Genomic DNA, 23,428 nt, shown 5'->3' with positions numbered 1-23,428 from the left:
TCAAAAAATGTGGGAGGGGGCTTGCCCCCGATGGCGATGGAGCAGTCTCGAGATGTATCGACTGAAACACCGCCATCGGGGGCAAGCCCCCTCCCACATTTGTTTTATGTTGTGCTGAAAGCTTTATCCCAGGGCCCCTCGCTGGGGTATTTCAGCTTTGTTTGAAGTGTGACCAAATATTGTAGGACAGTCATGATAGTGACTGTAGGGCCCTCGTTTGGCTCTAGTCGGCCCTTGGCAAAGCTGCTACTCTCGGCGCGCTTTGTGACGTCTCGGCCAGCTTGAAAGCGCCAGATTCACCTTAAAAAAACATACACCAATAATAATCGCATCAAATGCGATGATGAATTCGCGTCGCTGAGGAGTGGGCTTCCATGCACGAAGACTTTTGGAAGGATAAGTACCCCGCCGGGATTGCTGCAGACATCAATCCAGACGAGTATCCAAATATTCAGGCGGTACTGAAGCAGTCCTGCCAGCGCTTCGCCAACAAACCGGCTTTCAGCAACCTGGGCAAGACAATCACCTACGGTGAGTTGTACGAATTGTCCGGCGCCTTCGCCGCGTACCTGCAACAGCACACCGATTTGAAGCCCGGCGATCGAATCGCCGTGCAACTGCCCAACGTTCTGCAATACCCGGTCGCCGTGTTCGGTGCCATCCGAGCCGGCCTGATCGTGGTCAACACCAACCCGCTGTACACCGCGCGGGAAATGGAACATCAATTCAACGACTCCGGCGCCAAGGCGCTGGTTTGCCTGGCCAATATGGCCCACCTGGCGGAAAAGGTCGTACCCAAGACGTCCGTCAAGCACGTGATCGTCACCGAAGTCGCCGACCTGCTGCCGCCGCTCAAGCGCCTGCTGATCAACAGCGTCATCAAGTATGTGAAGAAAATGGTCCCGGCGTATCACTTGCCGCAGGCGATCAAGTTCAACGACGTGCTCGCCAAGGGCCATGGCCAACCGGTCAACGATGCCAGCCCCGCCAGCGGCGATGTGGCGGTGTTGCAATACACGGGCGGCACCACCGGCGTGGCCAAGGGCGCGATGCTCACCCACCGAAACCTCGTCGCCAACATGCTGCAGTGCAAGGCGCTGATGGGCTCCAACCTCAATGAAGGTTGCGAGATTCTCATCACACCGTTGCCGCTGTACCACATCTACGCGTTCACCTTTCATTGCATGGCGATGATGCTGATCGGCAACCACAACATCCTGATCAGCAACCCACGCGACCTGCCGGCGATGGTCAAGGAGCTGTCCAAATGGAAGTTCAGCGGTTTCGTCGGTCTCAACACCTTGTTTGTGGCGCTGTGCAATAACGAAGCCTTCCGCAAGCTGGACTTCTCCGCGCTCAAGGTCACCCTGTCGGGCGGTATGGCCTTGCAACTGGCGGCCGCCGAACGCTGGAAAACCGTGACCGGCTGTGGCATCTGCGAAGGTTATGGCATGACCGAAACCAGCCCGGTGGCCACGGTGAACCCGATCCAGCATATCCAACTCGGCACCATCGGCATTCCTGTGCCCTCGACCCTGTGCAAGGTCATCACCGATGACGGTGTCGAACTGGCCCTCGGTGAAGTCGGCGAGCTGTGCGTCAAGGGCCCGCAGGTGATGAAGGGTTACTGGCAGCGCCAGGACGCCACCGACGAGATGCTCGACAGCGAAGGGTGGCTGAAAACCGGTGATATCGCGATCATTCAGCCGGACGGCTATATGCGCATTGTCGACCGCAAGAAGGACATGATCCTGGTCTCGGGCTTCAATGTGTACCCCAACGAGCTGGAAGACGTACTGGCGACCCTGCCGGGCGTACTGCAATGCGCGGCCATCGGCGTGCCGGACGAAAAATCCGGGGAACACATCAAGATTTTCATCGTGGTCAAGCCGGGGGCCACCCTGACCAAGGACCAGGTGATGGAGCATATGCGCGCCAACGTCACCGGCTATAAGGTGCCCAAAGCCGTGGAGTTCCGCGATGCCCTGCCGACGACCAACGTGGGCAAGATCCTGCGGCGTGAGTTGCGCGATGAAGAACTGAAGAAACTCGGTCTTAAAAAGTAACGCAATCCGAATGTGGAGGCGGTGCGACGATTCGTTGCACCGCCCCTCCCACATTTTTTTGTCCTGTGTTTTTACAGGGCAAACTGCGCGAAGTTCACACCCGCACCCGCCGGGCGCACATCTTTCAAGAACGAATCCTTGTCCGCGCTCAGCTCCAGAGTAATCTCCGGCTTGCGCTTGCCGGCATTACGCACCACCAAGCCTTCGAGCTTCTCCCGCAGGAACGCCGTCGGCACCTTCAGGTGCAGCAACTGGTCGGACTCGGCGTTGTGCATCAACAGGTGAATCCACTCGTACTGGCCCACGGCAATCCGCGCCAGCGGCAGGTCGAACCACCAGATGTTGCGTTTGCGGTCCAGGTCGGTGAAGTGGCAGTTGTTGACGCCGAGTACGGCACCGCCCAGTTCCTGGTTTCTGCGGGCGATGGCCTGTGCTTTATTGAGTTTCATAACCTTCCTACGGGATCTGTTATTCAGCGGTATGGCCTGAATGTGCCGGGCATTCTCATGGGTTGGCTGCAAAACATAAAGCCAAACCTGTTCCTTTCGATGAAATGCCTGCCGAAAATAATTGAAACTCCGTCGAACGGCCTCGGGTCAACCGTTACGTAGTGACCAAAAACCATTTGATTGTTTTCAGGAGTCATACCATGAGCAGCACTTCCGATAAGGTAAAAGGCATGGCGAACGAGGCTGTCGGTAACGTCAAGCAAGGCGTCGGCAAAGCCACCGATAACGACAAGCTGCGTGCTGAAGGCGTGATCCAGGAGAAAAAAGGCGAGGCTCAGCAAGCCATCGGCAAAACCAAGGACGCGGTCAAAAAAGCCACTGAATAAGTCGCTTCGGCGGGCTCATCCCAGCCGCCCGACGCCATCCACGGATGGCCGTTTTTGTATCTGCCTGTGCAACTAAACTTTCGAAATTGTTTCAAAGTCGCCAAATGGGCTACTTTGATGTAGAAAACGGCCCCTGAGTCGCCCACGATCTCACCCTCTTTGCGGCGAAAAGGAGACGCTATGATCTTTCCGGTTCTCGATGGTCTCAAGCTGCACAAGGTGCTGGCGCGCACCGTCAAGGAATTCGTCGACGACGAGATGTCCACCTACGCCTCGGCGCTGGCCTACCAGATGCTGTTTTCGCTGTTTCCCTTCCTGCTGTTCCTGATTGCCCTGATCGGTTTCCTGCATTTGCCTGACTTTTTCAGCTGGCTGCGCCTGCAGTCGGAACTGGTGTTGCCGCCCCAGGCCCTGGAGCAGGTCAACCCGGTGATCGACCAGTTGCAGCAATCCAAGGGCGGCCTGCTGTCGGTGGGTATCGTGATCGCGCTGTGGACCGCTTCCGCCGGCGTGCGCCTGATGATGAGCGCGATGAATGCCGCCTACGACGTGGTGGAAGGCCGGCCGATCTGGAAGCGCTTCCCGCTGTCGATTTTCTACACCGTCGGCATCGCCGGCATGCTGCTGGCCGCCGCCGCGCTGATGGTGCTCGGCCCGCAGGTGATGGAATGGCTGGCCGGGCAGATCGGCATGCAGGAGTTCGTGGTCACCCTATGGACCATCGTGCGCTGGCCGCTGATCGTGATTCTGCTGATGTTTGCCGTGGCCCTGATGTACTACGTGATGCCCGATGTCGAGCAGGAATTTCGCTTTATCACCCCAGGCTCGGTGCTCGCGGTGGTGGTATGGATCGTCGCCTCGCTGGGCTTTGGCTATTACGTCAAGACCTTCGCCGACTACAACGCCATGTATGGCAGTATCGGTGCGATCATCGTGCTGCTGCTGTACTTCTACATTTCTGCCGCGGTGCTGTTGCTGGGGGCGGAGATGAATGCCGTGATCGAACATATGTCGGCCGAAGGCAAGGCGCCGGGTGCGAAGGATTTCGATGCGCCCGCGCAGGAAAAACAGCATGTCTCCGGCCTCGGCCGTGACCACTCCAAGCCCCTCCCTGATGAAGTCTGATCAATGATCCGTGAAATCCTGAAAATGGGCGATGAACGCCTGCTGCGTATCGCCCCTCCGGTTCCGCCGGAAATGTTCGACAGCCCTGAGCTGTGGCAATTGATCGACGACATGTTCCAGACCATGGAGCACGTGGGCGGTGTCGGCCTGGCCGCGCCGCAGATCGGCGTCGACCTGCAACTGGTGATCTTTGGTTTCGAAGCCAGTGAGCGCTATCCGGATGCGCCACCGGTGCCGCAGACCATCCTGATCAACCCGTTGATCACACCGCTCAGCCCGGTGTTGGAAGAGGGCTATGAAGGCTGCCTTTCGGTGCCTGGACTGCGCGGCGCGGTAAACCGTTACCAGCAGATTCGCTATGAGGGTTTTGATCCGAAGGGCGAACCCATCGTACGTTTCGCCGATGGCTTCCATGCGCGGGTAGTGCAGCACGAATGCGACCACCTGATCGGTCGGTTGTACCCGTCGCGGATTACCGATTTCAGCAAGTTCGGGTTTATCGACGTGATGTTTCCGGACATGGATCCGACGGCTGACGAGTAACTTGAACATCGCCCTCACGTAGGGGGTTGTGATTGTTATTCGGTTCCAAACCCATCGCAATCATCGGCTTGTTGCGCTTGTAGCGCACCAGCCGTTCGCTCAGCGATTGCGGCAGCACGGTGTCCTGGGAGAACCCCATGCGCTGATACAACCCTTCCAGGTCCGGATGGCACAGCAGCCACACCGTCCCTTCGCAGGAGGCTACTGCGTGAGCAATCAACCGCGCCGCCAACCCCCGGCCGCGATACTCCGGCGCCACAAACACCCCCGTCAGCCACTGCCCACCCACCACCGGCGTCAGGCACAACCCGGCGACAATCTCGCCATCGCGCGCCACCCACAAACGCCCGCCCTTGAGCGCCTTCATCGTTGAATTGTGGCTGCGATAAAACTTGTTCAGCAGCGGCCACAGGGGCTCTGCCAGCAGGTCGATGGGGAATTCGGGCATGGTGTTCAGTCAGGCGATATGAAGGACCGGGGATTATAAGCGCCTTCTGCCGGGCAATAGGTGGTATACCCAATGCGCCGTCCCTTCACAGTGGAGTACGCAGCATGGCCAAAGGTATGGATTCAAAGAAAGCCGCGAAGAAAAAACCGGCAAAGACTGCCGATGAAAAACGCGCGGACAAAAAAGCCAAGAAGTCCGAGAGCGGGTTGTTCGGGCACTGATCACCTTCAATCCTCCCACCTTTGACCTGAGGGCGGCCTAGATTGCCGCCAGGGTCTCTTTCACCACCTGCGCCTTCGGGTCTACCGTCTTCGCCGCTACCTGCTGCTCTTGCTGCTGCTTGAGCCGCTCGGCCACTTGCTTGGAAATCGCATCCTGTTTTTCCTGCGACATATCCTGCACATCCGCCTCGGTCAAGCCCTGTTCCTTGAGCAGTTGCTCGCGAACGCGCTCGGCCGGGGATTTGCTCATGTAGTCGGTGAACTCGGCGCGTGCGCCCGAGGCGGAACTGGTCGCCGGTACATCGCTGGTTGATGCGCTGGTCTGTAACTGCACACGGGTCTTGGCGAAGGCTTCGTCGATACGGTCGGTCGCCTTGTCCAGTTCCTTCTGCGCGGCCGGCACGGTCACGCTTTGTTGCACCGCCTGCAGGGCTCCGCTGTACAGCGCGCTGGCGGCGGCGTTGGCGGGGTCCATGTCGGGGCGCTTGATCTGTTGCACGGTCGACACGGCTTGGGTGTTGTTGTTAACCAGCATGATCGGTCACCTGGGGAAATGTACGGTGTAACTGCTGGAGCAAATAGCGTGCCGGGCGCAAAACTCCCGTATTTGTTGGGGGGGAGTGGCCGTCGCGGCAAGTATTGTCCCGCAGGCGGCCAAGCCTTGCCGTCAATGAGCAATATTTTCCAACGCCAGGTTACGCGTACGCGGCCCGAACCAACTGATGGTGATCATCACGATCAGCATGCTGCTGGCGATGAACGCCAACACGCCTGGCGTACCCAGGTGTTCGAGGATAAAACCGATCAACAGGCTGCTGAACACCGTCGACAAGCGGCTGAACGAGTAACAGAACCCCACCGCCCGCGCGCGGATATTGGTGGGGAACAGTTCGCTTTGGTACGAGTGATAACTGAAGCTCAGCCAGGCATTGCAGAAGGTGATCATCACCCCACACACCACCAGACCTACCGCCGTGGTTTGCAGGGCGAAGAGGCTGCCGAAGATCACCGCGCCCATGGCCGAACCGACGATCTGCCACTTGTTCTCAAAGCGGTTGGCCACCTTCACGAACAATAACGGCCCCAACGGGCAGGCGAGGGTGATGATGAAGGCATAGAGCAAACTGTGGGTCACGCTCACGCCCTGACCCGACAGCAGCGCCGGCAGCCAATTGCCGAAGCCGAAGAAGCCGATGGCCTGGAATACATGGAACACGATCAGCATCAGCGCGCGCCGCCGGTACGGGGGCTGCCAGATATCGGCGAAACGGCCGCTGCCCTGCACGCTGACGGCCTCCGGTTCGGGTTTATCCAGCGGTTTGCCATGATCCTTTTGGCAGCGTGTTTCCAGGCTGTCCATGATCGCGCCGGCTTCTTCAAAGCGGCCCTTTTGCGCCAACCAGCGCGGTGATTCCGGCAAGCGCTTGCGCAGTTGCCAGATAAACAGCGCAAACACCGCACTGCTCAGCACCACCCAGCGCCAGCCGGAAACCCCGAACGGCGCCTGGGGCACCAGCCACCATGACATCAACGCCACTGCCGGCACCGACAGGAACTGGATGAAAAACGCAAAGGCGAACGCCGAACTGCGCATGCGCTTGGGCACCAGTTCCGAGAGGTAGGCGTCAATGGTCACCAGTTCGATGCCCAGGCCGATACCCACCAAAAAACGCATGCAGATGATGCCCAGGGCGGAAGTCTGGATGCCCATCAACACCGTGGCGATGGTGTACCAGATCAGCGCAAAGGTGAAGATCGCCCGGCGCCCGAAGCGGTCGGCAATCGGGCTGAGCAGGCTGGCGCCGAGGAACAGGCCCAGAAAGGTCGCCGAGGCGAACGCCGCCTGGTCGGAGAAGCCGAACACGCCTTCGCTGCCGGTGTGGAAGATCCCGTCGCTGATCAGGCCGGGGCTGATATAGGCGGTCTGGAACAGGTCATACAGCTCGAAAAAACCACCGATCGACAACAGCGCCACCAGGCGCCAGACGGTGGCGACGGCGGGCAGACGATCGATGCGGGCGCTGATATGGGCGGCACGGAGTGGGTCGATGCCGTCGGTGGCAGAGAGTGCGGGCATGGCGGGAACGCTCAGTCAGTTATGGCCGTCGAGGGCGAAGGTCTTGAAGCCCTGATGTTGGCTGAGACGTTCGTAATAGGCTGCGATGGCGGGGTAGGGCGGATGCTCCATGGGGGTCATGCGCCAACGGTGCACCGAAAGGCCGATGAGGATATCGGCCAGGGTGAATTCCTCGCCGGCTACGTAGGCATTGGTGCGAACAAGCTGTTGTTCCAGCAGGCCCATCTTGTCGTTCCAGGCATGTACACCTGCCTTGATGCGTTGCGGGTCCTGATAGTCGGGGTTGCGGCGCACCAGGGCATGGAACGCGTAACCCCACGACGGGTTGAGTTCGGTGGCCTGCCAGTCCATCCACTGCTCCACCCGCGCCCGTGGCGCGGGTTCGGCAGGCAGCAGGTCATAACGTTGGTACAGGCCGACGAGGTAGCGGCAGATGGTGTTGGATTCCCACAGCACGCCATGGTCGTCGATCAGCACCGGGATTTGCGCGTTGGGGTTCAGCGCGAGAAATTCGGGGGATTGGGTGGGTTTGAAGCCGATGCCCCAGTCGTCCTGGTGCGTGTAATCGATGCCCAGTTCGAGGCAGGTCCAGAGTACTTTGCGCACATTGATGGAGGAGGTGCGGCCGAGGATTTTCAGTGAGTGGCCCATGGTGGTTCCCTGGCATTTGGAAAATGATCAATCTAGCAGGGGATAGGCAGCTGCGCGATATCTCAAGTGGGCACGGTTGAACATATGGGAGGGGCTGTTCGACGATTCGACTTGCTCCCGATAGCGGTGCGGATTACCTATATCGGGAGCAAGCCCCCTCCCACATTTTGACCGAGTAAAGGTCTCAACAGCGCGGTGTATGTTGGTCCATGGCTTTGCCCACCAGCAAGACGGACAGCTCGCTCAGTTGATGAATGGCCAATGCAACATCACGCTGTTTACCACTGAGGTCATTGGACAGATCAAGCAACAAGGTACTGACGGAACACACGGTTTCGTAGCTGTTGATCAGCAGGGTTTCGGTGGAGACATCGGGAATGACGGTGAAGAGGGTGGTTGGCGGCGTATCGATTTCTTTGATCATTAGAGCATCCTGATAGGAGCCTTCACCGTATCGCTACTAAACAATGGGTGGCAGCTGTACGCAGGTTAGTAGACCGGTGGACACTCAAAGCCGGCGCATCCGAAGATGCCCTACGCACAGCCGCCATAAAACAGAAAAGGCTCGTGCACTAAGAGTGACCAATAGTCGGGCTACTAAACCCGATCACCGAAAAATTCAGCGACCGACAAACCTTAAAGACCGCCACCCAGGCGCACAAGCCGGCGGATTCTGACGTATGCGTAGGCAGTGGAGCAAGGCGCTTACTGCAATGTCAGCCCGGTCCTACAGGCGTCCTACCTATTGAAGTTCAGGTGCTCTCCCGCACTTGCAACTCAAACCCCATGTCCACCACCGGCTTGGCGATCTTGTTGCCCGCCATGATCGTCAACAAGTGCTCCGCCGAACGCCGACCAATCGCCTCCCGTGGTGTGCTGATGCTGCTCAGGCGCGGCACCATGAATGACGATGCGGGCAAGTCGTTGAAGCCCAGCACCGCCACGCGCTCGGGTACGTTAATGCCATGGCGCATGGCTTCCAGCAGCGCGCCCTGGGCCAGGTCGTCGTTGCCGAAGAAGATCGCGTCCACATCCGGATGCGCGGCCAGCAGTTGCAGGAACAGCTCACCGCCCAGACCCACGGAAGAAGGGCGCGGCGTCAGCAATTCCAGCGCCGGGTCGTACTTGCCTGCCTGTTGCAGCGCCCGGCGGAACCCTTCGCCGCGCAGCAAGGTGCGTTGGTCCAGTTGTGCGCCGATATAGGCCAGGCGTTTGCGCCCACGGGACAGCAGATGCGCCGCCGCTGTTTCGCCCGCGGCCAATTGCGAGAAACCCACGCAGTTCACGCCCGCATTCGGGTCCAGGTCCATCATGTACACGCAGGGCACGTTGCTGGCCTCGACCATTCGTCGGGCGCTTTCGGTGCGATCGAAGCCCGTCAGCAGCAACCCCCGCGGCTGGTAAGCCATGTAGTTGCGCAGCAGGTTTTCTTCTTCATCGCGCGAATAGTGGAAATTGCCGATCAGCACTTCGAAGCCCTTGGGGCGCAGCACTTGGTGAATGGCTTCGAGGGTTTCGATAAACAGCAGGTTGGACAACGACGGCACCAATACCACCACCGAATGGCTCTGGGCCGAGGCCAGGGCGCGGGCGGCGGGGTTGACCACGTAGTTGAGTTCGGCGGCGGCGTGCTGGACTTTTTCGACCAGCTCAACGGCCACGGTGCTGATGCCGCGCAAGGCGCGCGAAGCGGTAATCGGGCTGACGCCGGCCAGACGGGCGACTTCATTGAGGGTCGGGCGACCCGTGGTGCGCGTATTTTTATCGTTCTTGGAGGTCATCAGGCGGCTTGCCAAACAAAAATCGAGGCACTAAGGTAGCGCTGTCTCCAAATGGCTGCAAATTATTGAACTTTGGGTTGCCTGACTCGGTTCAAATGATTGGAGCGGATGCACGCGTCACTCCATAAAAATGACAAGACGGCGCGGGAAAAGCCTGTTTTTGCACTCGCCTTAGGGCATGCAAAGGTAGCGCTATCTGCGTCTTGAGGTGTTTCATGAGTCAACCTGTTACCGCCCTGGTCATCATGGGCGTCGCCGGCTGCGGCAAGACCAGTGTCAGCGAGGCCCTGTGCCGGCTGAACGGCGCCACTGCCATTGAAGGCGACAGCTTCCACCCCGCCGCCAATATCGAAAAGATGAGCGCAGGCCACCCCCTCAACGACGACGACCGCGCCGGCTGGCTGGACATCCTCTGCGATGAACTGCGCCGCTCTCTTGAAGCCGGTGAACATCCGGTGCTCACCTGCTCGGCCCTGAAGAAAAAATACCGCGACCATCTGCGTGAAGCCGCGCCGGGCCTGGGTTTCGTCTTTCTGGAACTGACCCGTGAAGTGGCCTCGGACCGTGTGTCCCATCGCCCCGGCCATTTCATGCCGGCAAGCCTCATAGACAGCCAGTTCGCCACCCTCGAATCGCCCAAGGGCGAGCCGCTGACCCTGGCCCTCAACGCCAGCGAAGACAGCGTCGAGGAACTGGCCAGGCAAACCAACGCCTGGTGGCTCAAGCACGGCTTTGAACCAACTCATTAATTTTTTGCCGGAAAAGATAGCGCTGTCCCCGGCAGGAAGTTCAACACCCGCTTTAATAACAACAACAAACAGGAGAGACCCCCATGTTTGGCATGTCCCACGAGTCGTACCTGCTGTTAGATGCAGTCGTCACCATCATTGGACTGATCGTTCTGATCACCAAGTTCAAGGTTCACCCTTTTATTGCGTTGATCATCGCGGCCGGCTTCCTGGGCCTGACCTCGGGCATGCCCGTGGACAAGATCATCAAGGCGTTCCAGGACGGTTTCGGCGGGGTGCTCGGCTTTGTCGGCATCATCCTCGCGCTGGGTACCATGCTCGGCAAGATGATGGCCGAGTCCGGCGGTGCCGATCAGATCGCCCAGACCCTGATCCGCGCCTTCGGCAAGGAGAAGGTGCAGTGGGCGATGATGTTTGCCGCGTTCCTGGTGGGCATCCCGCTGTTCTTCGAGATCGGTTTTGTACTGTTGATTCCGCTGGTGTTTATCGTCGCGCGCCGCACTGGCGTGTCGCTGATCAAGATCGGCATCCCGCTGCTCGCCGGCCTGTCGGCGGTGCACGGCCTGGTGCCACCGCACCCGGGTCCGCTGCTGGCCATCGGCGTGTTTGGCGCGGACATTGGCAAGACCATCCTGTACGGCCTGATCGTCGCACTGCCGACCGCCATCATCGCCGGCCCGATCTTCGGTACGTTCATTGCCAAGTACATCCCCGGCAATCCGTCCCAGGAGCTGGTCGACCAACTGGCCCGCGAAACCGATAACAAGTCGCTGCCAAGTTTCGGCATCACCCTGATCACCGTGCTGTTGCCGGTGTTCCTGATGCTGCTCAAAACCTTTGCTGACATCGCGTTCGCCGAAGGCAACGTGGTGCGCAACTGGATGGACATGATCGGTCACCCGATCACCGCCTTGCTGCTGGCGCTGTTGCTCTCGCTGTACACCTTCGGTACCCGTCAGGGCATCCACGCCAAGCAGATCCTCAAGCTGCTCGACGCCAGCCTGGCCCCCACCGCCGCGATCATCCTGATCATTGGCGCCGGGGGCGGCTTCAAGCAGATGCTGGTGACCAGCGGCGTCGGCGACGTGATCGGCCATATGGCTGTGAACGCGCAGATCAACCCGATCTTGCTGGCATGGCTGGTGGCGGCGGTGATTCGTGTGGCCACCGGTTCAGCGACTGTGGCGACCATCACAGGCGCGGGCATTGTGGTGCCGGTGGTGGGGATGATCCCTGGGGTCAACCGCGAGTTGCTGGTGCTGGCGACGGGGGCGGGTTCGTTGATCCTGTCTCACGTCAACGATGCGGGGTTCTGGCTGGTGAAACAGTACTTCAACATGACCGTGGCCGAGACCTTCAAGACCTGGACGGCGATGGAGACCATTCTGTCGATCGTGGCGTTGATCTTCATCATGTTGCTGTCGTTGGTGGTGTAAGCCACACCACCAGACAAGTGTTGGAATGCAATCAAATGTGGGAGGGGGCTTGCCCCTCCCACATTTTGACCGAGTTAGGCGCCAGTTTTTGGTGCCAACCCATCCGCCCTGAACATCCCGCGAATGCCGCGCACCGCCTGGCGAATCCGGTCCTGGTTTTCGATCAGCGCAAAGCGCACGTGATCATCCCCATACTCGCCAAAGCCGATCCCCGGCGACACACACACCTTGGCTTCCAGCAGCAGCTTCTTGGCAAATTCCAGCGAGCCCATGGCGGCGTACTGTTCGGGGATCTTGGCCCAGACGTACATCGACGCCTTCGGGTTCTCGACCATCCAGCCCAGTTCATGCAGGCCCTTGACCAGCACATTGCGGCGTTGGCGGTACTGCTCGGCGATGTCTTTCACGCACTGCTGGTCGCCTTCGAGCGCCGCAATCGCCGCTACCTGCAGCGGGGTGAAGGTGCCGTAGTCGTGGTAGCTCTTGATGCGGGCCAGGGCGTTGACCAGTTCCGGGTTGCCCACCATGAAACCGATGCGCCAGCCGGCCATGTTGTAACTCTTGGACAGGGTGAAAAATTCCACCGCAATGTCCTTGGCGCCGGGCACCTGCATGATCGACGGGGCTTTCCAGCCGTCGTAGACGATATCGGCGTAGGCCAGGTCGTGGATCACCAGCACGTCGTACTGTTTGGCCAGCGCAATCACACGTTCGAAGAAATCCAGCTCCACGCACTGCGCGGTGGGGTTGGATGGGAAGCCGAGGATCATCATTTTTGGCTTGGGAATCGAACCGCGAATTGCCCGCTCCAGCTCGGCGAAGAAGTCCACGCCCGGAACCAGCGGCACCGAACGCACCTGGGCGCCGGCAATCACCGCACCGTAGATGTGAATCGGGTAGCTCGGGTTGGGCACCAGCACGGTGTCGCCCTGGTCCAGCGTGGCCAGCATCAAGTGCGCCAGACCTTCCTTGGAACCAATGGTGACGATGGCCTCGGACTCGGGGTCGATCTCCACTTCGTAACGGTCTTTGTACCAGCGCGAAATCGCCCGGCGCAGCCGTGGAATACCTTTGGACGTGGAGTAGCCGTGGGTGTCTTCACGCTGGGCCACTTGCACAAGTTTTTCGACAATGTGCGGCGGCGTGGCACCGTCGGGGTTACCCATGCTCAAGTCGATGATGTCTTCGCCGCGCCGACGCGCAGCCATCTTCAGCTCGGCAGTGATGTTGAATACATAAGGGGGGAGTCGATCGATGCGCGCAAAGCGGCGCGGCGAACCTTGGTCGGCCATTGTTGCCTCGAAGTACGTAAGCGCCCGGAACCGTCCGAGCGACGTCGGCCACTGCGGTGGCCTGCGGGGCAGACAATACGGTCGATGATGGCCAGTTGTCCAGATGCGTGGGAAAATTTTCTGCTTGGAGCAGCGTGTGCAAATGCCCCTATACTCGATCCGGGTTTGTTCCCTCATAAGAAGGAGACTGTTCGTATGGATCAGCAGACAAGACAACCGCTGGAGCCACGCATGGAAGCAGGCAAGGCCTTGGTGATCGCCGGGGTAAAAGGTCGTTATTCGAAGGCCACCATCGGCGATATTCCGCAGCTGTGGGAGTTGTTCGACCGTTGCCGCAAAGACATCAAAGAACGTGTCGGCGGTGTCACCTATGGGGTTTGCCATAACCCCCAGCACGGCGAATTCGATTACATGGCCGGCGTGGAAGTCCCGGCCAAAAGCGCTGTGCCGAGCAACTTTGAAGTGATCGAAATTCCACCGCTCAACTATGCCGTGTTCGCGCATCACGGCCCGGTGCAGGCGTTGGAACAGACCTACGAGCGCATCATGTTCGAGTGGTTGCCGCACTCGGGCTACAAGGTGATGGGGGCGGATTTCGAGCGCTACAGTGCCGATTTTGATGCGCACAAAGGCACGGGAACGGTGGAGATCTGGTTGCCGGTGGGGGAGAGGGGCTGAGAGGCAGCAATGTCGCGTAAACATGACATGGGCCTCTGAACATCATGTTTACGTGACATTTATCGCTTCGGATGAAGTGCCCAGCTCAACCTGCGCTCGTAGCCGACCCGCCCCTTATAAGCCTCCCCGCAGTCCACCCACCCGAGCCCCAGATACAAGCCCATCGCCGCGACATTGTCCGTGTCCACCGACAGCTCCAGGCTCTTGATTTGCGGCCAGGCCTCAAGCGCCACTGCCGGCAACGCCTGCAGGCACGCCTTGCCGAACCCACGGCCTTGTTGGCGGCGATCCACCTGCAAGGCATGCAGCGTGGCGCTGTGCTCATCGGCCCAATGGGGCAGGCACGGCGGACGTTTGAGCAGGAGGAAGGCCACGGGGAGGTCGTCGGCCAGCAGCGCAAAGCCTTTGACGCCGGGGCTGGGTTTGGCCAACAGGCTATTGAGCGCGCAATACATGTCGCCGCAAAACGGCAACTGTTCAGGGTGGACTTCGAGGGCGCTGACCTGCTGTTTCTGTACGGCGGTCAGCGTCTCGTAGGCGACAAGGCGGGTGTGCATTGGGAGTGGCCGAGCGGCTGCAAGTAAGGCCGCAGTCTATCGGGTTTGACGGGGGCGAAATTATTTTTCAGTGGTCTGTCGATTCGTCCACGGCGCGTTCGACTAAGGGTGTCTTCCATGATTTCTCACCCCAGGAGTCAATGCCATGAGCACTGCAATCAACACCCTGATCGAACAATGGAAACATGCCGTACTGGCCCGCGATATCGACAGGATTGTCAGCTATTACGCCGACGATATCGTCTCGTTCGACGCCGTGACCGCCCTGCAATTCAAGGGCAAGGCCGCTTACCGCGCGCACTGGGCGGCGTGCATGGAGCATTGCCCGGGCCCCGGTATTTTCGAGTTCCACGAACTGCGCATTGTGCAGGCCCAGGACAGCGCATTTGCCCACTGGCTGGCGCACTGCGGCGGTGGCGACAAGACGTGCTGGATGCGCGTCACCGCCGGTTATCAGCGTTTCAATGGCGAATGGAAAGTGGTGCATGAGCATTGGTCGGCACCGTTCGACATGGAGAAAGGCACCGCGCTGTTCGACCTGAAACCTTGAGCATCGCGAACTATAGTCATGAGTCCAAAAACGGAGAACGCCATGAAATACCTGTGCCTGATCTACAGCAACGAGCAGGTGCTGCACACCTCGTCCGACAGCCCTGCCGACCCTGAATGTTTCGCTTACGCCCAGGCTATCCAGGCCAGCGGGCGCATGCTCGCGGCCGAGCCGCTGGAGTCGGTGAGCACCGCCACCACCGTGCGTATGCGCAACGGCAAGCTGTCGATCACCGACGGGCCGTTTGCCGAAACCAAGGAACAGCTCGCCGGCTTTTACCTGATCGAGGCCAAGGACCTCAACGAAGCGCTCCAGGTAGCCGCTGGCATCCCGGCTGCTCGGGTCGGCAGCGTGGAAGTGCGCCCGGTGCGCCAGTTGAATCTCTGAGTACAACAAACCTAATAATCAGGAGGTTTATCCCATGTCCCTGCAACCTGCCGAATTTGAACTGTCCATCAGCAGACTGATCGACGCACCGCGTAGTCGGGTGTTCCGCGCCTGGACCGACCCCACGCTGCTGCAACAATGGTGGGCCCCCACGGCATGACCACGCCCGAGTGCGAAATGAACCTGTGGGTCGGTGGGCTGTTTCGCACCCTGATGCGCGCGCCGGATGGCAGCGAGTACGCGACCCAAGGCGTGTTCCTGGAGATCGACGCGCCCAACCGGCTGGTGTTCACCGATGCGTTCAAGCCGGGCTGGATCCCCTCGGGCAAACCCTTCATGAGCGCCGAGGTCACCTTCGAGGAGCAGGACGGCAAGACCCTCTACACCGCCCGCGCCATGCATTGGAATGCTGAGGACAAGCAGGCCCATGAAGCCATGGGCTTTCACGACGGCTGGGGTCAGAGCCTCGACCGTTTGGTGAAGCTGGTGACCGAGGACCTGCGCGATTGACGCCGCGGATCGAGGCGATCTACCGCAGTGAATCGCGGCGCGTGCTCGCCACCCTGATCCGCCTGCTGGGGGATTTCGACCTCGCCGAAGACGCCCTGCACGAGGCGTTCTTCGTCGCGGTCGAACGCTGGCCGCAGGACGGCATGCCAGGCAACCCCCGCGCCTGGCTGGTCTCTACCGGGCGCTTCAAGGCCATTGACCGCCTGCGCCGCCAGGCGCGGTTTACCCCGCTCTTGCAGGCGCAGGCCGACGCATTGGAAGCGGCGCACTGGAGCGTTGACGACGTGGAAGACGACCGCCTGCGCCTGATGTTTACCTGCTGCCACCCGGCGCTGGCCGCCGATGCCCAGGCGGCGTTGACCTTGCGTGAGATCTGCGACCTCACCACCGAGGAAATCGCCCGGGCGTTTCTCGTCACGCCCACCACCATCGCCCAGCGCATCGTGCGGGCCAAGGGCAAGATCCGCGAGGCGAAAATCCCCTATCAAGTGCCGTCGCTGGTTGAGCTTCCAGAGCGCCTCGACAGCGTATTGCGCGTGATTTACCTGGTGTTCAACGAGGGTTATTCGGCATCCACCGGCGCCGACCTCACCCGCGAAGAACTAACCGGCGAAGCCATTCGCCTGGCGCGCTTGCTCATGGAGTTGCTGCCGGAGCCGGAAGTCATGGGCCTGCTGGCGCTGATGCTGCTGCACGAATCCCGCCGTGCGGCGCGTACCTCGGCCAGTGGCGAACTGGTGTTGTTGGATGAACAGGACCGTTTGTTGTGGGATGCGTCCTTGATTACTGAAGGTTGCGCGTTGGTGGAACGCGCGCTGACGACACGCCGCTTCGGCCCCTACTGCCTGCAAGCGGCCATTGCGGCGGTGCATGCCGAGGCGCCGAGCGCAGGGCAAACGGATTGGCCGCAGATTGTCGGGCTCTACGATGTCTTGCTCAGGGCCCAACCGTCACCGGTGATCGAATTGAACCGCGCAGTGGCGCTGGCCATGCGCGATGGGCCGTTGGCGGGGCTGCTAGAGGTGGAAGCGATTCTGGCGCGCGGCGACTTGCTCGATTACCACTTGGCGTACTCGGCGCGCGGGGAATTCTGTCGGCGGTTGGGACGGCTGGAAGACGCGCGTGAGGCATACGAAAAAGCCCTGTCCCTGACCCGGCAGGCCCCGGAACAGCGCTTCCTCGAAAGCCGCCTGACCAAACTCAGCCCGCCTGAGCACTGAAGATCAACTGTGGGAGGGGCGGTGCCCATCACTCCAACATCTTGCCCAACAACCAACTCCCCGCCGGCCCCGGTGCATGGTGGCGTGACCACAGTGCATCCACCGCCACCGACCGCGGCCAACTGCGTGCGGTGAGTTCGACCAGTTGCCCGCCGCCAAATCGCTCCACCAGCCAGCGCGGAATCGGTGCCCAGCCGAAACCCAGTTGGGCCATCTCCATCAGCATCAGGTAACTGGGCGCCGACCAGACGCGGCCGCTGGCGCGGGTTTCGTTGGGGTTGATGATGCTGGCCAGGCGCAGCTCACGGTGTTGTTGCAGGGCGTGTGCGGTGATGGACTTGAGCGCCGCCAACGGGTGTTTCGGCGACACGAACAGCGCAATTTCAGTGCGCTCATCCACGGTCGCGCAGGTCAGGTCCGGCGGGTAAACCTCCTGATGCTCAATAAACGCGATCTGTGCCCGGCCGCTCTGCACCAGGGCGATCAGGTCTTCGCACTCGGCAATCAGGCACTCGAGTTCAAGGTCCGGATAGCGCTGTTCAAACGCGCTGAGCGCACGCTCGAAACGGTCGGACTGGTACGTATCGGACATGGCGATGGTCAGCTTCGGCTCCAGGCCCTGGGCCAACTGACTCGCCGCCAGCGCCAGCCGGCTGCTGGCCTCCAGCACGTGCTCGGCGCGTTGCAGCAGCACATGGCCGGCCGGGGTGAGCGTCGGCTTGCGGCTGCTGCGGTCGAACAACAGCACATCCAAGTCAATCTCCAGGCTGGCCACCGCCGCGCTGACGGTGGACTGGCTCTTGCCCAATGTGCGCGCCGCCGCGGAAAACGAGCCCTGAGTGGCCGCCTGGACAAACGCCTGCAGCACTTCGTGAGAGGCCATGACTATCGCCCTGATCGATGGTTATTGGTTATGAAGTATCGAGTCAAAGGGTAATGATGGCAACCTTCCTCACTCACGGAGACGGGTCATGAGCCCTACCAAATCCCTCACTGAACGCGTGTGCCAGGCCATCGGCTTCGAAGCCCTGGCGTTGTTGATCTGTACGCCGTTGCTGGCGTGGATCATGGACAAGCCCGCCCTGGAAATGGGCATGGTCACCCTGGCGATCAGCTTGATGGCGTTGACCTGGAACGTGATTTTCAACGGCCTGTTCGACCGCCTCAAGGCGCGCCTGCAACTGGCGAACACCGCATGGACCCGCGTGCTCCATGCGTTGCTGTTCGAAGGCGGGCTGATCCTGGTGTGCGTGCCGTTGATCGCGGCGTGGCTGAAGATCAGCCTGCTGCAGGCGTTTATCCTCGACATCGGCGTACTGCTGTTCTTCCTGCCGTACACCTATGTGTATCACTGGGGCTATGACGTGCTGCGCGAAAAGCTCCTACAAAAACATACCGCCCGAAGCCTCGATCCGTTGGCCGGTGATCCAGTGGCTGCCGTCGGCCAACAGGCTGGCGATGGCCCCGCCAATGTCATCCGGTAAACCGGCGCGGCCCAGTGCGGTATTGTTGGCGACCATGGCGTTGAGGCTGGCGTTGTCGCGCACGGCACCGCCGCCGAAGTCGGTCTCGATGGCACCGGGAGCGAGGATATTGACGCTGATGCCACGCCCGCCCAATTCCTTGGCCTGGTAGCGGGTCAGCACTTCCATCGCGCCTTTCATTGCCGCGTAGGCCGCGTAACCTGGCAGGCTGAAGCGTGCCAGGCCGCTGGAGACGTTAAGGATGCGGCCACCGTCGCGGATCAACGGCAACAACTGTTGGGTCAGGAAAAACGGCCCCTTGAATTGGATCGCCACCAGTTGATCGAACTGCTCCTCGGTGGTTTCAGCGAAGCTGGCGTGAATGCCGATACCGGCGTTGTTGATCAGAAAATCGAAGTGATCCTGTGCGAAAACATCCTTCAGCACGCCGGCCACGTCGCCGACGAAATCGCCAAAAGTCGCGCTCTTGCTAACGTCCAGCTTGAGCATGGCGGCGCGGCCACCCAACTGTTCGATCTGTGCCACCAGGGCCTGCGCTTCATCGGCCTTGCTGTGATAAGTGCCAATGATGTCAACGCCTTGTGCGGCCAAGTGCAGTGCGGCGTTCTTGCCCAGGCCACGGCTGGCGCCGGTGATGAGTGCGATTTTACGGGTCATGGTGCAGTCCTCTTCAGATGTGAGCGTGGGATTGAGTGTATTTGTCCGCTTGTTACGTGATAAACAGAGCGGAACCGGAATCACTGGCCGGATAAGGCGAACAATCCCATGAACAAGCTTGAATTGCTGCGCACCTTTGTGCGCGTCACCGAACTGTCGAGTTTTACCCTGGCCGGCGAGAGCCTGGGCCTGCCGCGCTCTACGGTGTCCGAGCATGTGCAGGCGTTGGAAGAACTGCTCGGTGCGCGCTTGTTGCAACGCACCACGCGCAAGGTGCAAGCCACCCAGGACGGGCGCGTTTTATATGAGCGCAGCAAGGATTTGCTGGCGCATATGGAAGAACTGGAAGGCCTGTTCCGTCAGGACGAAGCGCAGTTGACCGGGCGGGTTCGCGTGGACATGCCCAACGTCATGGCGCGCGATTTGATCCTGCCGCGCCTGCCGCAGTTCATGGATGCGCACCCGTTGATCGAGCTGGAAATCAGCACCACCGACCGCCAGGTCGACCTGCTCGCCGAAGGGTTTGATTGCGTGCTGCGCGTCGGCGCACAGCCGGACCAGACAGTGGTGGCGCGTTTACTGTGTAGCTTGCCGCTGCTCAATTGCGCGAGCGCCGGCTACCTGGAGCGCTATGGTGTGCCGCAGACCCTGGCGGACTTGGCCGACCATCACCTGGTTCATTACGTACGCCCGCTGGGCTCACGCTCGGCGGGGTTTGAATACCTGCAAGGCAACAAAGTGCAACGTATCCCCATGGCCGGGCGCGTCACGGTCAGCAGCACCGACGCGTACAAGTCCGCATGCCTGGGCGGCTTCGGGATTATCCAGGCACCGGCCCTGGGCATGGGGGAAGAACTGGCCAGCGGCGAGCTGGTGGCGGTGCTGCCGGGGTTCTCGGCACCGCCGTTGAACGTGTCGTTGCTCTACGCCGGCCAGCGACATTTGCCGCTGCGGGTGCGGGTGTTCATGGACTGGATGGCCGACACGTTGAAAGAGAATATAGCGTCGACAGGGTAATGGCGCTTGGCTATTATTCGGCCCTGTTTCGCGATACAGATAGATTCAGGCAATATATTTAATCACCAAGGATGGAAGAGTACGTGTCAAATAATATTGATAAGTTCAATGGTGTAGCGTCGCTGCTCGCTAAGTGCCTGCTCGGTGTGGGTGTCCTTGTTGTTCTTATTTACTGCATGAGAATTGGTTTTTTTCCGGTGGGTTTAACATTGAGCGATAGCTTGGTTTTCATCTTCTTGGCTATTGGGTTTGGCGTGCTGTATCTGTTTTGGATTTCATTGGGCTTCTTTATTATTTACGGTGGCCATCTGGCCCATGAAGAATATAAGAAAGTGAAGGAAAGAAAGGCTATAGAGCTTGAAGGCAGGGCGCTGACGGCTGATGAGGAAGTTGAATTAAAATACGACTACTCAGTCTGGTTGATGCCCATTGCCAGTTTGTTTTTCGTAGCTATATTAGTGCTGTTGGCTATTTTTTTTGAAGATGTATTTGTCATCATTATTCCGTTGGCCAGTGGCTTCATGCTTTTTCTGGTGACCATCCAGTGGACGCCACTGGATCCAAGTTCGGACCCTGTGCACATACAACAACGCGAAAACGTAAGGTGGTTCATACTTGCTATGGCGCTGGCCGTCGCACCGTTGATGGCCATGTCATTTATTAACGCGCTGATTGACGTCAATATGAAAAAGCTGGGGTTCAGGCAAGAGAGCGTTTCGCTGGTGCTCAGTGATGAGAATTACAAAACGCTGACGACGGCGGCACGCACATTGGGGCTTCAGGTGCTGGGGTGTCCCGGCGACAGTGGCGACAACAATATTGTCCATAACGTTAATGTGCTGTGGAATGGGTTTGGTGAACGCACCCTGATCGAAATCGTGGGGCCTAAAACATCGGGAGAGCCGGCTGCGCGGCTTGAACTGGATCGACAAGGTGTCAGCGTTCTGAAAGTACTGGACGTAAAGACGCGTCGCTCAGTGTCTTACAAGGCGTGCCTGAACCTGGAGGCGGGCTCCTTATTTGAAAGCAATGGCGCCGAGCCTACAGCCTTGGGCAAACGCAAGATCAATGAGTTTCGGCGGCAGCTACGTGCTTTTGCAAAAACATCTGGCTTATCTGTGGTCGAAGCTTCGATTACCGGCTACGCAGACCGACAGCCATTGAAAGCCAAGGGTGATTCAAACCTCGAATTGTCCAAGCGCCGCGCCCTCAGCGTCAGCCAGTACCTGGGCTCGATACTGGTGCCGCTGAGTGAGGACAACAAGAGCATCGTGGGCCGCGGTGTCGCGCAAACGCGTGTTGAATGTCCTGCGGGACTGGCCCCTGCCGATATGTCCAGTTGTTTGTCATCTGATCGGCGTGTAGAAGTCGTGGTGGAGTTTGGTTTGCGGCCGTAAAGGTGGGACATAGCGTGCTCCCACCGTTGATTCTTCGTCGGGTCAGAACAGTTTGGTGAACAGCCAGTACAGGCTACCCGACAACACAATCGCCGCCGGCAACGTCAGCACCCAGGCCATCAACAAATTGCGGATGGTGCGCATCTGCAACCCACCGCCATTGGCCACCATGGTCCCCGCCACACCGGACGACAATACATGGGTGGTCGACACCGGCAACCCATACATATCCGCCGCGCCGATGGTCAGCATCGCCACGGTTTCCGCTGAAGCGCCCTGGGCGTAGGTCATGTGGGTCTTGCCGATTTTCTCGCCGACGGTGACCACGATGCGCTTCCAGCCGACCATGGTGCCCAGGCCCAATGCGATGGCCACGGCGATCTTCACCCACAACGGAATGAAGCGCGTGGAGTTGTCGATCTGCTGCTTGAACAGTTGCAGTTTGTCTTGGGTGTCGGCGTCGAAATTGCCGACTTTGCCCTTGTCCATCAAGCGAATGGTTTCGCTGGTCAGGTACATGTCGTTACGTACGTTTCCGACTGCTTCGACGGGGACCTTGGCCAGGGAGCCGTAGCCTTTTACTTCTTCACCGATATGCCCGGTGAGGGCGGCGAGGGCGGGCACCAGTTGCGGGGTGGCTTCCTTGGTGCGCACGTAGGTCGACAGGATCGGCCGCGGATCACCCGGCAACGCCTGCGGCGCGGTTTTCATCAACGCCACCTGGGTCACTTCCGCCACCGCCGCAAATTGCAACGACTGCTCGGCCGGCATGGTGCGGTTCAGCGCGTAGGCCATCGGCAGGGTGCCGACCAGGATCAACATGATCAGGCCCATGCCTTTTTGCCCATCGTTGGAGCCGTGGGCGAACGACACACCGGTGCAGGTGGCGATCAGCATGCCGCGGATCCACCATGGCGGCGGGGTGTCGCCCTTGGGGGCCTTGTACAGCGAGCGGTTTTTCACGAAGGCGCGCAGGGCCAGCAACAGTAACGCGGCAAAGGCGAAGCCGATCAGTGGCGACAAGAGCAGCGCGTAACCGATCTTGATCGCCTGGCTCCAGTCCACACCGCTGGTGCCGTCACGCCCGTGCATCAGGGCATTCGCCACGCCCACGCCGATGATCGAACCGATCAACGTGTGAGACGACGAGGCCGCAGTCCCAGCCACCAGGTGCCGAGGTTCCACAGGATCGCCGCGATCAGCAGGGCGAAGATCATTGCGAACCCGGCCGAGGAACCGACCTGCAAAATCAGCTCGACGGGCAGCAGGGCGATGATGCCGAACGCCACCGCGCCGCTGGACAGCAGCACGCCGAGAAAATTGAAAAAGCCCGACCACACCACCGCGAAATGCGGCGGCAGCGAGTTGGTGTAAATCACCGTCGCTACGGCATTGGCGGTGTCGTGAAAACCGTTGACGAATTCGAACCCCAAGGCGATCAGCAGCGCCACGCCCAGTAGCAGGAACGGGGTCCAGGTGGTGACCACCGTGCCCAGCTCCTTCATGTCGTGCATCAGGCTATAGGCGGTGAACAACAGGCCCATGGCGAGCACGGCGAAGAACATGATCACAGTGACCAGGCCGGGTTTCTTGTCCAGCCTGGGTTTGGGGTTGGCAGCCGAGGTGTGGGTGGAGGCAGTCAGGGAAGGGGTAGCCATGCCGGAGCATCCAGGTAATGAAGGATGTCGTTCATAGTCATTGCAGAATGTTACAAAGATGCTGCGATAGATCAGTGTTTGCGGGATTG

24 protein-coding genes and 2 pseudogenes are annotated in these 23,428 nt (G+C 59.8%); 14 read left to right on the top strand and 12 right to left on the bottom strand.

Features of this window, described 5'->3' with window-relative positions; all coding sequences use genetic code 11:
* Positions 1-374: 374 nt before the first annotated feature.
* Positions 375-2,066 carry a long-chain-fatty-acid--CoA ligase FadD1 gene (gene fadD1, locus JWR98_RS11320; protein ID WP_078734425.1) on the top strand — a complete coding sequence of 564 codons (1,692 nt, stop codon included), beginning with the start codon at positions 375-377 and terminating at the stop codon, positions 2,064-2,066.
* 71 nt (positions 2,067-2,137) lie between these two features.
* Here fadD1 and JWR98_RS11315 read toward each other — a convergent pair whose 3' ends face one another.
* Complete coding sequence (locus JWR98_RS11315) at positions 2,138-2,515, bottom strand: hypothetical protein (RefSeq protein ID WP_003175715.1); 378 nt, start codon at positions 2,513-2,515, stop codon at positions 2,138-2,140.
* A 200-nt stretch (positions 2,516-2,715) separates the two neighbouring features.
* Here JWR98_RS11315 and JWR98_RS11310 point away from each other — a divergent pair, with 200 nt between their 5' ends.
* From JWR98_RS11310 to def, 3 genes are all read left to right on the top strand, one after another.
* Positions 2,716-2,901, top strand: coding sequence for a CsbD family protein (locus JWR98_RS11310; protein WP_078734424.1), 186 nt, complete (start codon positions 2,716-2,718; stop codon positions 2,899-2,901).
* A gap of 180 nt (positions 2,902-3,081) precedes the next feature.
* The gene (locus JWR98_RS11305; RefSeq protein ID WP_078734423.1) at positions 3,082-4,026 is read left to right on the top strand and encodes a YihY/virulence factor BrkB family protein; all 945 of its coding nucleotides are present in this window, start codon (positions 3,082-3,084) and stop codon (positions 4,024-4,026) included.
* 3 nt (positions 4,027-4,029) lie between these two features.
* The gene (gene def, locus JWR98_RS11300; RefSeq protein WP_003175712.1) at positions 4,030-4,569 is read left to right on the top strand and encodes a peptide deformylase; all 540 of its coding nucleotides are present in this window, start codon (positions 4,030-4,032) and stop codon (positions 4,567-4,569) included.
* Here def and JWR98_RS11295 read toward each other — a convergent pair.
* The 6 genes from JWR98_RS11295 to gntR all read right to left on the bottom strand — a co-directional run bounded on the left by JWR98_RS11295 (position 4,523) and on the right by gntR (position 9,750).
* Positions 4,523-5,017, bottom strand: coding sequence for a GNAT family N-acetyltransferase (locus JWR98_RS11295; protein ID WP_225908674.1), 495 nt, complete (start codon positions 5,015-5,017; stop codon positions 4,523-4,525). The two genes, def and JWR98_RS11295, sit on opposite strands and share 47 nt — an antisense overlap.
* Positions 5,018-5,275: 258 nt before the next feature.
* Positions 5,276-5,773: a hypothetical protein gene (locus tag JWR98_RS11290; RefSeq protein ID WP_205490060.1), complete on the bottom strand. Its 498-nt coding sequence runs from the start codon at positions 5,771-5,773 to the stop codon at positions 5,276-5,278.
* A 132-nt stretch (positions 5,774-5,905) separates the two neighbouring features.
* Complete coding sequence (locus JWR98_RS11285; protein WP_205490059.1) at positions 5,906-7,315, bottom strand: MFS transporter; 1,410 nt, start codon at positions 7,313-7,315, stop codon at positions 5,906-5,908.
* 15 nt (positions 7,316-7,330) lie between these two features.
* On the bottom strand, positions 7,331-7,966 hold the full coding sequence (locus JWR98_RS11280; protein WP_141063309.1) for a glutathione S-transferase family protein: 636 nt from the start codon (positions 7,964-7,966) through the stop codon (positions 7,331-7,333).
* Positions 7,967-8,150: 184 nt separating this feature from the next.
* A complete protein-coding gene (locus JWR98_RS11275; RefSeq protein ID WP_003175704.1) occupies positions 8,151-8,390 on the bottom strand; it encodes a DUF6124 family protein in 240 nt (79 codons plus the stop codon).
* Positions 8,391-8,718: 328 nt separating this feature from the next.
* The gene (gene gntR / locus JWR98_RS11270) at positions 8,719-9,750 is read right to left on the bottom strand and encodes an HTH-type transcriptional regulator GntR (RefSeq protein ID WP_181408585.1); all 1,032 of its coding nucleotides are present in this window, start codon (positions 9,748-9,750) and stop codon (positions 8,719-8,721) included.
* A 212-nt stretch (positions 9,751-9,962) separates the two neighbouring features.
* Here gntR and JWR98_RS11265 point away from each other — a divergent pair, with 212 nt between their 5' ends.
* On the top strand, positions 9,963-10,496 hold the full coding sequence (locus tag JWR98_RS11265) for a gluconokinase (RefSeq protein WP_003175702.1): 534 nt from the start codon (positions 9,963-9,965) through the stop codon (positions 10,494-10,496).
* Between the two features lie 83 nt (positions 10,497-10,579).
* The gene (locus tag JWR98_RS11260) at positions 10,580-11,932 is read left to right on the top strand and encodes a GntP family permease (RefSeq protein ID WP_078734416.1); all 1,353 of its coding nucleotides are present in this window, start codon (positions 10,580-10,582) and stop codon (positions 11,930-11,932) included.
* A gap of 74 nt (positions 11,933-12,006) precedes the next feature.
* On the opposite strand, the gene alaC is transcribed toward JWR98_RS11260, so the two are convergent.
* Positions 12,007-13,224 (bottom strand): alanine transaminase, encoded by a 1,218-nt coding sequence (gene alaC, locus JWR98_RS11255; protein WP_078734415.1) that lies wholly within the window; start codon positions 13,222-13,224, stop codon positions 12,007-12,009.
* A 195-nt stretch (positions 13,225-13,419) separates the two neighbouring features.
* On the opposite strand from alaC, the gene JWR98_RS11250 reads away from it, so the two are divergent.
* Positions 13,420-13,902 (top strand): GyrI-like domain-containing protein, encoded by a 483-nt coding sequence (locus tag JWR98_RS11250; RefSeq protein ID WP_078734414.1) that lies wholly within the window; start codon positions 13,420-13,422, stop codon positions 13,900-13,902.
* Between the two features lie 59 nt (positions 13,903-13,961).
* Here JWR98_RS11250 and JWR98_RS11245 read toward each other — a convergent pair whose 3' ends face one another.
* Positions 13,962-14,459, bottom strand: a complete 498-nt coding sequence (locus tag JWR98_RS11245; protein ID WP_205490058.1) for a GNAT family N-acetyltransferase — start codon at positions 14,457-14,459, stop codon at positions 13,962-13,964.
* Positions 14,460-14,604: 145 nt separating this feature from the next.
* Between JWR98_RS11245 and JWR98_RS11240 the strand changes: the two genes are divergently transcribed.
* The 4 genes and pseudogenes from JWR98_RS11240 to JWR98_RS11225 all read left to right on the top strand — a co-directional run bounded on the left by JWR98_RS11240 (position 14,605) and on the right by JWR98_RS11225 (position 17,126).
* Positions 14,605-15,009: a YybH family protein gene (locus JWR98_RS11240; protein WP_205490057.1), complete on the top strand. Its 405-nt coding sequence runs from the start codon at positions 14,605-14,607 to the stop codon at positions 15,007-15,009.
* 42 nt (positions 15,010-15,051) lie between these two features.
* Positions 15,052-15,396 (top strand): YciI family protein, encoded by a 345-nt coding sequence (locus tag JWR98_RS11235; protein WP_078734410.1) that lies wholly within the window; start codon positions 15,052-15,054, stop codon positions 15,394-15,396.
* Between the two features lie 34 nt (positions 15,397-15,430).
* Positions 15,431-15,906: pseudogene (locus tag JWR98_RS11230) on the top strand (SRPBCC family protein).
* Complete coding sequence (locus JWR98_RS11225; RefSeq protein WP_078734408.1) at positions 15,903-17,126, top strand: RNA polymerase sigma factor; 1,224 nt, start codon at positions 15,903-15,905, stop codon at positions 17,124-17,126. Before JWR98_RS11230 ends, JWR98_RS11225 begins: the two are co-directional and overlap by 4 nt.
* A 28-nt stretch (positions 17,127-17,154) precedes the next feature.
* On the opposite strand, the gene JWR98_RS11220 is transcribed toward JWR98_RS11225, so the two are convergent.
* Complete coding sequence (locus JWR98_RS11220) at positions 17,155-18,009, bottom strand: LysR family transcriptional regulator (protein WP_003175691.1); 855 nt, start codon at positions 18,007-18,009, stop codon at positions 17,155-17,157.
* An 88-nt stretch (positions 18,010-18,097) separates the two neighbouring features.
* Here JWR98_RS11220 and JWR98_RS11215 point away from each other — a divergent pair, with 88 nt between their 5' ends.
* On the top strand, positions 18,098-18,610 hold the full coding sequence (locus tag JWR98_RS11215; RefSeq protein ID WP_205490056.1) for a multidrug/biocide efflux PACE transporter: 513 nt from the start codon (positions 18,098-18,100) through the stop codon (positions 18,608-18,610).
* Here JWR98_RS11215 and JWR98_RS11210 read toward each other — a convergent pair.
* Positions 18,509-19,267, bottom strand: coding sequence for an SDR family NAD(P)-dependent oxidoreductase (locus JWR98_RS11210; RefSeq protein WP_205490055.1), 759 nt, complete (start codon positions 19,265-19,267; stop codon positions 18,509-18,511). The genes JWR98_RS11215 and JWR98_RS11210 overlap by 102 nt on opposite strands.
* 108 nt (positions 19,268-19,375) lie before the next feature.
* Here JWR98_RS11210 and JWR98_RS11205 point away from each other — a divergent pair, with 108 nt between their 5' ends.
* On the top strand, positions 19,376-20,284 hold the full coding sequence (locus JWR98_RS11205; RefSeq protein WP_205490054.1) for a LysR family transcriptional regulator: 909 nt from the start codon (positions 19,376-19,378) through the stop codon (positions 20,282-20,284).
* A gap of 83 nt (positions 20,285-20,367) precedes the next feature.
* Positions 20,368-21,681, top strand: coding sequence for an OmpA family protein (locus JWR98_RS11200; RefSeq protein WP_179119950.1), 1,314 nt, complete (start codon positions 20,368-20,370; stop codon positions 21,679-21,681).
* Positions 21,682-21,723: 42 nt separating this feature from the next.
* Here the strand turns inward: JWR98_RS11200 and JWR98_RS11195 are convergent.
* A pseudogene (locus JWR98_RS11195) lies at positions 21,724-23,339 on the bottom strand (inorganic phosphate transporter).
* Positions 23,340-23,428: the final 89 nt, after the last annotated feature.

Source organism: Pseudomonas lactucae (assembly GCF_016937615.1).
GTDB classification, from domain to species: domain Bacteria; phylum Pseudomonadota; class Gammaproteobacteria; order Pseudomonadales; family Pseudomonadaceae; genus Aquipseudomonas; species Aquipseudomonas lactucae.
The sequence above is the reverse complement of the archived record's forward strand: the minus strand, read 5'-3'. Positions and strand labels throughout refer to the sequence as shown.